7 protein-coding genes are annotated in these 10,315 nt (G+C 53.4%); all 7 read left to right on the top strand.

Annotated features, from left to right (window positions below; translation table 11 throughout):
* A partial coding sequence (locus OXG87_20770; protein ID MCY3871988.1) for a hypothetical protein occupies positions 1-1,522 on the top strand: 1,522 nt, incomplete at its 5' end.
* Between the two features lie 27 nt (positions 1,523-1,549).
* Positions 1,550-2,557, top strand: coding sequence for a PorV/PorQ family protein (locus OXG87_20765; GenBank protein MCY3871987.1), 1,008 nt, complete (start codon positions 1,550-1,552; stop codon positions 2,555-2,557).
* 58 nt (positions 2,558-2,615) lie between these two features.
* Positions 2,616-3,938 (top strand): hypothetical protein, encoded by a 1,323-nt coding sequence (locus OXG87_20760; protein MCY3871986.1) that lies wholly within the window; start codon positions 2,616-2,618, stop codon positions 3,936-3,938.
* Between the two features lie 111 nt (positions 3,939-4,049).
* A complete protein-coding gene (locus OXG87_20755) occupies positions 4,050-5,840 on the top strand; it encodes a DUF1800 domain-containing protein (protein MCY3871985.1) in 1,791 nt (596 codons plus the stop codon).
* A 21-nt stretch (positions 5,841-5,861) separates the two neighbouring features.
* Positions 5,862-7,130 (top strand): DUF1501 domain-containing protein, encoded by a 1,269-nt coding sequence (locus OXG87_20750; GenBank protein ID MCY3871984.1) that lies wholly within the window; start codon positions 5,862-5,864, stop codon positions 7,128-7,130.
* 132 nt (positions 7,131-7,262) lie between these two features.
* Positions 7,263-9,011 (top strand): DUF1800 domain-containing protein, encoded by a 1,749-nt coding sequence (locus tag OXG87_20745; protein ID MCY3871983.1) that lies wholly within the window; start codon positions 7,263-7,265, stop codon positions 9,009-9,011.
* 61 nt (positions 9,012-9,072) lie between these two features.
* Positions 9,073-10,315 (top strand): DUF1800 domain-containing protein (locus OXG87_20740; GenBank protein MCY3871982.1); only part of this gene is annotated, 1,243 nt, incomplete at its 3' end.

The raw sequence follows: 10,315 nt of genomic DNA, 5'->3' as shown, positions 1-10,315 counted from the left end.
CAAGGGCGCGCCCATGCATCTGACTTATGTGTATGACGGCGATGCCGTTGCCCGATTGTGGAACGACTACGGGGAGCCTTATACCCGGTCCCGCGCACAGCATCAATACGTGTCAACATCCAATTTTAAGGATGGCACCTTGCTTTCTCCGCAGTATATCGGGATGATGCCGATTGCGACGGGTACATCTGACCATCCCTTCAATGCACTGGATCGCAAAGGTGGTTATGTGAAGCCGCAAGGTCCACAGCCCCACGCCGTGTTCAGGTGGCGGATGTATTCTTCGGCTCTGGGCGATGATCCCCATGGCGGTACGCACGGCGAGAACCAATTGTTCGACATTTACAGCGATGCTGCTGGTGTACTCGGAGAAAATGATACAGACCGCATGGTGCAGAGCCACGACAATGACGAATTGGGTGCGTGGATCGATGCACAAGTTTACGGTCCCTATACCCTGGGTCCCGGCGATAAGGCCAAAGTGGTGATCGCCTATGTGGCGGGGATGGCGTCCAATGCAGCGAAGTATCGCATGGATACCAGCGGATATGCGCGTCCCTACGAGTGGAACTGGCAGCAGCAGAGCCTGGTTCCCGAATTGGAACTGGGTCTGGAAGCGATTCATGCACACGGCAATGAAGCGCAAAAGCTGTATGATCTGGGCTTTGACGGGCTTAATCAGCCGCCCGATGTGAAGGTCAATGGGATGACGAACCTGCAAGGCAATATCGAAATAAACTGGTCGGGCGTTGCCGATACGGCGATCGATCCAGACCTGGGTCGTCCCGATGTGCTGGGTTATCGGATCTATCGCTCTGATTTTATGCGGGCTGGGCCGTGGAAATTGCTGGCGACAATCCCCAAAGCCGTGGGACCTGAAGGCGAACGCCAATTGACCTCAGATGCGCCCCCCGGTGCCGCTTTTCTCAATCAGCCTTGGGCAGAGGGCCAGGAGGACCCCGCTGAAGCCGAGGTCGATGGTCCTTTCCGCTGGGGTACCTATCAGTTTATCGATCCAGAGCCCGATCAGGGATTTATTTACCACTATTCGGTACGCGCGTTTGATGAGCAGGGTCTGGAAACCGGGCATTCGGATGAGCGCAATCAGTACTTATTCCCCGCCAATGGCATTGTGCCAAGGCTGACCTCTGCTTTGCTCAACCATGAAAACGAGACTATGTCGCTGCCGATCAGGGTGGTGCCCAATCCCTGGGTACAGGGCAGGGATGAGCACAGCTATGGCGCGCCTCGCATCCGGTGGATCAATGTGCCGAGCAGGTGTACGCTGTACATCTATACGCTGACGGGCGATCTGGCATGGCGCCAGACCTTTGATACGCTCGACCCGCAGCGGGGCAACCCTGTGGCGCGCGGCGAGATTGAGTGGGATACGCACACGGTGGGCTTGAATGCCAATACGCGCGGTCGTCTCAATGCCGGTACGTATATCTGGGCGATTGAGTCGCACCATCCCTTGAGTGAGGGTCAGATCCAGAAGGGTCTGTTTGTGATTGTCAATTGATCACTGGTCATTATTGAGGAGCAAATTATGAAACGTATGATCTGGATAGCAGCTATCGCGCTTTTTCTCAGCCCTCAAAGTGCCCTGGCTCAGGATGTGGCAGGCTTTGATGATCTGGAACCCGTAGCTGCGGAAGGGCATTTTCGCTCGGAAGGCGATAAGGGCAACCGCATTGCGCGCAGTGGGTTCGCGCTTTTGAAGCTGTCTGCCTCTGCGCGCCTGGCTGGCATGGCCGATGCCAATGTGGGCACATCGCGAGATATTCACTCGATATTCCAGAATGCAGCAGGGCTGGTGCATATCGACAATATGGCATATCTGGCATCTTATAACGAGTGGCTTGTGGGCACCAAAATGGGGGCTGGGGGTTTTGCCTATCGCATTCCCATAGGCGTTGTGGGTGTCGCCTTTCGCACGTTTACCTATCCCGATGTGGAAGAGACCACGCCCATGCAACCCGATGGGACGGGGCGAAATATCAAGCTGGGTGATTTTTCAGTTGCGGCGTCTTTTGCCAAGCAACTGACCGATAAATTTTCGATGGGTTTTCGCCTGCGCTATGTGCGATCACAGCTTCACATTATCAATGTGAGTTCCACGACTTTTGATATCGGTACGATTTTTTACACGGGTTTCAAGAGTCTGCGCGTGGGCATGACCATCAGCAACCTGGGCGGCAATAAGGAAGTGCTGACCGAGGATTATCGCCTGCCGTTTTTCTACAATCTGGCCGTCGCAATGGAATTGATCGGCAAGCAGGGCGACCCGCTTTATCTGACGGGTGCTTATGAGCACGTGTTCTTCCGCGATTACGGAGAGCGCGATCATATTGGCGGCGAGTTGTGGATACAAAATCTGCTGGCACTCCGCGCCGGTTATAAGTTCAAGTACGATGTAGAGAGCTGGAGCGTGGGGGCGGGTGTAAATCTCAATGTAACCGAAGAGCGCAAGATCAGTGTGGATGTTTCGTATAGCGATATCGGCGGTGCAATTAAAGAGCGACCGCTGCGTTTGACGCTTTCGGGAACGTTCTAAGGCATAGGGGACGGCCCCTGTGCCGTCCCACCTACCTGCTGATAGGAGGAATCACAAAATGCGTAAGTTTTTATTGTTTTGTCTAATTGGTGTGTTGGGTACAGCGGGATGTACTCGCGATGTTCCGACTGAGCCTGCCGAGGAGTGGCGCGGTAGCTATCGGCTGATTTCCGGGACGAGTGGAGGAAGTGCCATCAACGTCGCCGATCCGCCTCAGGGTACGCCCAGGCATATTATTTTTACGGCGGCGGCATCGGATTATGGCACGGTGGTATTTGTTTACAATCCACCGCTTACCGCTCCGCCGCTGGCGTCGGTGACGTATGAAAAAACCGTGCGGCATTATATGCGTTCAGTAAATGCCACGCGCGATCAACTTCGTATTGAATATAATCACAATAACCACGAGCGTAATAGACTGGCACTCGGTGCATTTTATATTTGGCTGATCGGTCCCAGGTTGCCGATGTTCGGTGAATTGTCCAATCGTTTGGGTAATTATACAAGCCCATTTCCGGTGCGTTCGGCTGATGCATTGAACCAGCCCAATACCCTGATAGGCGTGCTGCCCGGCGCCGAGGAAGATAGCCGTGTGAGGGTGCTGGGTAATGGGCGCGTTCGCATCAGTATTCCAAATGCTCAGAGCCCAGACAACCGCTCGTTTGAAAACCGCAATCTCCGAACAGCTATTTATTTTAATAGTCCGTGGCCCTATGAAGACCCTCGTCCTCATCAGATGATTATGTGGATAGAGGACGGTCAGGGCATACGCTATTCCACTTATGCTCCCCCGGCTGATGTGGTTGCAGAACTGGATACCCATGATATGCCGTATTCCGGCACATGGTATTTGCAAGATTCTCATCTCAATGGCACGTGGATGGATCCCGAAGACCCATTTCCGAGTATTCCGGCTTCACTGGACATCAAGTGGATACCCATTCTGGAGCGGCGCAGTCCTCGCCACCGCGCGCCATCTGGCCATGTGCCAGCCGCCGGTTTGGAGGATCCCCTGATCGAGAATGGCCCGGTTATAGAACAGGGTTTGGTGGAAATCACGTTTGCCAGGCCGGTCGAGTTTTCCACGCATGCCGATGAAGCCCGGTTTTTCAACAGGCGTGCGGGATATGTGATTCAAAATGGCGTGCCCGTGCTCAATGGCAATTTGCGGGGCGGTGCGCCAGATGGCGTGAATCTGACTTATGTGACGGCGTCCGATGTGGATTTCAGCAAAGAGGGCGATATTTTGACGGTGAATCTGATACAGGGCGGCGCGTCTTATGTCCTGCAGTATAAGCAAGCCCCTTTGAATCCCCAGCAGTTGGAAGGTTTTGGGGTTGACTCGATTATTGTCAGGCCCGTTCCGGCAGATTTGTTCTAAAAATGTAAAAAAATGTAAAATGTATTGCACCATTAGGCATTGTGATATATTTTATTTGAAAATATTCAAACGATATCATTCCCTTTGGGGAATTTTTCGAGGAGGTCTGCAATGATATTGCGTTTTGCACTCGCTGTTCTATGTTGTGGTGCGCTGCTTGCGGTAGCTCCGGCGGAGGCCGGGTTGAAACTGCCCTACAAGGCAGAGGGGCTGAGTAAGGAGCAGGCCGCAGCGTATCTCTTAGAGCGTTTTGCCTTTGGTGCGCGCCCAGGTGAAGTGGAAAAAGTAGCGAAGATGGGTCCAGAGAAGTGGCTGGCTCAGCAGTTGAAGGGCAATTTGCCAGATGCGGCGTTGGAGAAGCGGTTGGAAGCATTTCCCGCGCTGAAGATGACCCAGGAAGAGATGGCCGCAGTTTATGTGAATAATGGACGGATTCGCAGAATGGTGGCGAAAGCGGGGTTGATTGATCCCGCGAAGACGCCTCGCAAAGAGATGAATGAAAAGATAAACGCGTACCGCAAGGAGCACGGGTTGCGTCCTTATGGTATGCTTTCCAATCAGGAATTGAAGGGTCAGAAGCTGATGCGGGCTGTGTATAGCGAGAATCAGCTCACTGAGGTGATGACGGATTTCTGGTTTAATCACTTTAATGTAACCACGCGCGATGGTGGGGCGCGCAGTCGTACGCTTTCCTATGAGCGCGATGCGATTCGCCCCAATGTGTTGGGCAAGTTCCGCGTGATTTTGGGTGCGACGGCAAAGCATCCCGCGATGTTGTATTATCTGGATAATGCACAGTCGCGTATGGCACCGCCATCGGAGCGGCAGCAGGCAAAGCCCGAGCCAAAGAAGGAAGTGGCTTCGGGTGAGATGGGTATGGATGGTGGGATGGATGGCGATATGGGTGGCGAGATGGCGAAAGCTCCTGAAAAGGCTCCCGCAAAGGCGCAGGCTCCTCCACAACGCAGACGCAAGTATGGTTTGAATGAGAATTATGCGCGCGAGTTGATGGAGTTGCACACCCTGGGTGTGGATGGTGGGTACACGCAGCAGGATGTTACCGAGGTTGCGCGGGTGCTGACGGGTTGGACTGCGATGCCTTATGGGAATGGGCGCAAGAATACCGATAGGGCAATCGCAAATGGCAATAAGAATCTCGTTCGCCAGGGCGAATTTCTGTTCCGCAATGCCTGGCACGATAAAAAGGCCAAGGTGGTGTTGGGTGAGAAGTTCCCGGCAGGTGGTGGCATAGAAGAGGGCGAGCGCGTTCTGGATATGCTGACCAAACACCCTTCAACCGCACATTTTATTTCTACGAAGCTGGCGCGTCGGTTTGTGAACGACAGTCCTCCCGAGGCACTGGTCAAGCGGATGGCGAAGACATTTAGCAAGACGGATGGGGATATCGCTGCTGTGATGGCTACGCTGGCGCAGTCTCGAGAGTTTTGGGCAGAGGCGAAGAAGCGCAGCAAGATGAAGTCGCCGTTAGAAGTAGTGGTGAGTTCTCTTCGCGCGCTGGAAGCCGATGTGAAAAATCCACAACCTGTTATGTCTTGGTTTGACCGCATGGGCGAGCCGCTATATGGTTATGTACCGCCTACGGGTTTTCCGGATTATGCCGAGTCGTGGGCAAATTCGGGTACGCTGATCGCGCGAATGAATTTTGGTATCCATCTGGCTACGGGTAGAATTAGGGGGATTGAATTGAAGCAATTGCCCAAGGAGAGCGCTGGTCTGACAACGGAAGAGGCACTGGCGATGTATAGCAAGTTGCTGTTGCCAGCACAGGATACCAGTGCTATTGCATCAGAGGTTAAACAGACGATTCCCGCAGATGCCGAACGCAAAGAGGTTCAGGTGATCAGTATGTTGCTGGGGTCGCCGGAATTTCAATACCGATAAACTCGGAAAGGAGATAGCGTTATGGAATGGACGCGAAGAGCATTTATGAAGGGCAGCGGATTGGCATTGTTTTCGGCCTCGTTTGGGGGTACACCGCTGTTCTTGAGCCGCGCGGCTGACGCGGCGAATAATCCGCTGGCACATAGTCGTCGCAAAGTGCTGGTGACGATTTTCCAGCGCGGGGCTATGGATGGTTTGATGGCGGTGACGCCATTTAACGATCCAGCACTTGCCGAGGCGCGCCCCAATTTGTTTATGCACCTGACCGATCCGAAAAACAAGCTGACGGATCTGGATGGTCGCTTTGCATTGCATCCCTCTTTTGCGGATCTGGCACCGCTGTACAAGGAAGGTCGTCTGGCTATTGTCCACGGCGTAGGCTCGCCGAATAAGACGCGGTCGCACTTTGACGCCCAGGATTATATGGAAAATGGGACGCCTGGTGTGAAAGGTACGCGGACGGGTTGGCTCAATCGGGCTGTTGGACTGCTCGGGCACGAGGGTACGCCCTTCCGGTCTGTGGCATTGACCAGAGCGTTGCCGCGCGCATTTTACGGGAAGGAGCCTTCGATTGCAGTGGATGATCTGCGTTCCTTTGGCATCCAGATGCCGAATAATCCGCAGGGGGCCGAACAGGTCGAGGAAGGGTTTGAGGCGATGTATGCGCGGAGTGCCAAACGCCTGGTTCAGAGGGTGAGCCGGGAGAGTTTTGATGCGATTGAGTTGTTGGAAAAGATCGGTGTACGAGATTACAAACCCGTTGAAGGCGCGGAATATCCCAATACGGCATTGGGTCGCAGGCTGCAACAGATCGCGTTGTTGATCAAGTCGGATGTGGGTCTTGAGGTTGCCTTTACCGAGACAGGCGGTTGGGATACCCATGTTCAGCAGGGCACAACGACGGGGTCTTTCCAGCGCAGAGCAGATGAGATGTCCAAGTCTATCGCGGCATTCTGGACGGATCTGGGGACGTATCAGGACGATGTTGTGCTGATGACGATGACCGAATTTGGTCGCACAGTGCATCAGAATGGTTCTCTGGGTACGGATCACGGCCGCGGGTCGTGTTTGTTTGTGCTGGGGAATAACGTGGCTGGCGGAAAGATCCACGGGGATGTGCCAGAGAAGCTGGTGAAAGATGCGCTCGAAGATCGGCGCGATTTGCCCGTGACGACGGATTTCCGTTCTGTGTTTGCCGATGTGGCGGGTAAGCATCTGAATATCGATCGTTCTCACGATATTGCGATGTTCCCGGGTTGGGAAGGTGAGCGGTTTAAGGTGATGACGTAAAGTTATTATCGACCACTCATTTGAACTGCTGTACTGACACGTTGTGTTGCGCGTGTGCAGTTTACACCGCTTCAGGAAAGAAAACTCGAGTGTCGAAGTATGGCACTCGAGTTTTCTTATGGAGGTTTGCCAATGATATTGCGTTTTTCACTCATTGTTTTGTGCTGTGGTGCCTTACTTTCAGGCACTTCGGCGAATGCCGATTTGAAACTGCCTTATAAAGCAGAGGGGCTGAATAAGGAGCAGGCTGCGGCGTATCTCTTAGAGCGTTTTGCCTTTGGTGCGCGGCCCGGTGAGGTGGAAAAGGTGGTGCAGATGGGTCCCGAGAAATGGCTGGCTCAACAGTTGAAGGGCAATTTGCCAGATGCCGAGTTAGACAAGCGATTGGAGGCGTTTCCCGCACTGAAAATGACGCAGTTTGAAATGTCTGAAACTTATGTGCAGAATGGGCGGATTCGCAGAATACTGCAGGAAGAGGGTGTGGTTGATCCCGTAAAGATGTCTCGCAAAGAGATGAATAAAAAGATAAGCGCGTATCGCAAGAAGCACGGGTTGCGTGCTCAGAATGCGCTTTACAATAAGGAATTGAAGGGGCAGAAAGTGATGCGGGCTGTGTATAGCGAGAACCAGCTCGTTGAGGTGTTGACGGATTTCTGGTTCAATCATTTCAATGTGACCACGCGCGATGGCGGGGCACGTAGCCGCACGCTTTCCTATGAGCGGGATGCGATTCGTCCCAATGTGCTGGGCGAGTTCCGCGTGATTTTGGGTGCGACGGCAAAGCATCCTGCAATGTTGCATTATCTGGATAATGCAGATTCCCGTATGGCGCCGCCATCACAGCGGAATCAACCCAAACTCAAACAGGAGGTGGCATCGGGCGAGATGGGTATGGATGGTGGTATGATGGGCGCTCCTGCAAAGGCGCAGCCCCCTCCAAAAAACAGACGCAAATACGGTTTGAATGAGAATTATGCGCGCGAGTTGATGGAGTTGCATACCCTCGGAGTGGATGGTGGCTACACGCAGCAGGATGTTACCGAGGTTGCGCGCGTGTTGACGGGTTGGGCTGCGATGCCTTATAAAAATGCGCGGAAAAATCTCGAGAAGCAGATCGCAAAAGGAAGTAATAATCTCGTTCGCGAGGGCGAGTTTGTGTTCCGCAAAACTTGGCACGACAAAAAAGCCAAGGTGGTGCTGGGTGAGAAGTTCCCGGCAGGGGGTGGCATGGAAGAGGGCGAGCGCGTTCTGGATATGCTGTCCAAACACCCTTCAACTGCACATTTTATTTCTACGAAGCTGGCGCGTCGGTTTGTGAACGACAGTCCTCCCGAGGCACTGGTCAAGCGGATGGCGAAGACATTTAGCAAGACGGATGGGGATATCGCTGCTGTGATGGCTACGCTGGCGCAGTCTCGAGAGTTTTGGGCAGAGGCGAAGAAGCGCAGCAAGATGAAGTCGCCGTTAGAAGTAGTGGTGAGTTCTCTTCGCGCGCTGGAAGCCGATGTGAAAAATCCACAACCTGTTATGTCTTGGTTTGACCGCATGGGCGAGCCGCTATATGGTTATGTACCGCCTACGGGTTTTCCGGATTATGCCGAGTCGTGGGCAAATTCGGGTACGCTGATCGCGCGAATGAATTTTGGTATCCATCTGGCTACGGGCAAAATTAGAGGGATTGAATTGAAGCGGTTGTCCCGGGATAGCGCTGGTCTAACAACGGATGCGGCACTGGCGGTGTATGGCAAGTTGCTGTTGCCTGCACAGGATACGAGTGCTATTGTCTCAGAGGTTAAGGAGGCGATTCCCGCAGATGCCAGGCGCAAAGATATGCAGGTGGTCAGTATGCTGCTGGGGTCGCCGGAGTTTCAATACCGATAAACTGGTGGGTGAGATACCCAGGGGACAATGTCGGGATCATTTTTTTTAAGGAGGTTTACAAATGATATTGCGTTTTTCACTTATTGTTTTGTGCTGTGGTGCCTTACTTTCAGGCACTTCGGCGGATGCCAAATTGAAATTGCCCTATAAAAAAGAAGGACTAAACAAAGAGCAGGCAGCGGCGTATCTCTTAGAGCGTTTTGCTTTTGGTGCGCGGCCCGGTGAAGTGGAAAAGGTGGTGCAGATGGGTCCCGAGAAGTGGCTGGCTCAGCAGTTGAAGGGCAATTTGCCGGATGCGGCGTTGGACAAGCGATTGGAAGCGTTTCCGGCGTTGAAAATGACGCAGTTACAAATAGCCGAAATCTATATGCCAGATGGTCAACTTCGCAATCAGATGAAAAGAGAAGGGGTAATGGATCCGGCGACGACGCCTCTCAAAGAGATGCGGGAAAAGATGAAAGCGTATCGCGAGGAGCACGGGTTGCGTCCCTATGGCGCGCTTTTTAATCAGGAGCTTCGGAGTCAGAAGGTGATGCGGGCGGTGTATAGCGAGAATCAACTCGCCGAGGTGCTAACGGATTTCTGGTTCAATCACTTCAATGTGACCACGCGCGATGGTGGGGCGCGCAGTCGCGTGCTTACCTATGAGCGCGATGCAATTCGTCCCAATGTGCTGGGTAAGTTCCGCGTGATTTTAGGTGCGACAGCGAAGCATCCCGCGATGTTGCACTATCTGGATAATGCCCAGTCGCGTATGGCAACGCCACAGCAGCAGAATCAGGCAAAGCCTGAGCCAAAGAAGGAAGTGGCAATGGGCGAGATGGGTATGGATGGCGGGATGATGGGTGGTGAGATGATGGGTGGTGAGATGGCAAAGGCTCCTCCAAAGGCTGTTGCGAAGCCGAAGACGCCTCCAAGACGCAAGTATGGTTTGAATGAGAATTATGCGCGCGAGTTGATGGAGTTGCACACCCTGGGTGTGGATGGTGGGTACACGCAGCAGGATGTTACCGAGGTTGCGCGGGTGCTGACGGGTTGGACTGCGATGCCTTATGGGAATGGGCGCAAGAATACCGATAGGGCAATCGCAAATGGCAATAAGAATCTCGTTCGCCAGGGCGAATTTCTGTTCCGCAATGCCTGGCACGATAAAAAGGCCAAGGTGGTGTTGGGTGAGAAGTTCCCGGCAGGTGGTGGCATAGAAGAGGGCGAGCGCGTTCTGGATATGCTGACCAAACACCCTTCAACCGCACATTTTATTTCTACGAAGCTGGCGCGTCGGTTTGTGAACGACAGTCCTCCCG

The sequence above is a fragment of the Gemmatimonadota bacterium genome (assembly GCA_026706845.1).
GTDB lineage: Bacteria > Latescibacterota > UBA2968 > UBA2968 > UBA2968 > VXRD01.
This window is presented reverse-complemented; position numbering and strand designations above follow the sequence as displayed.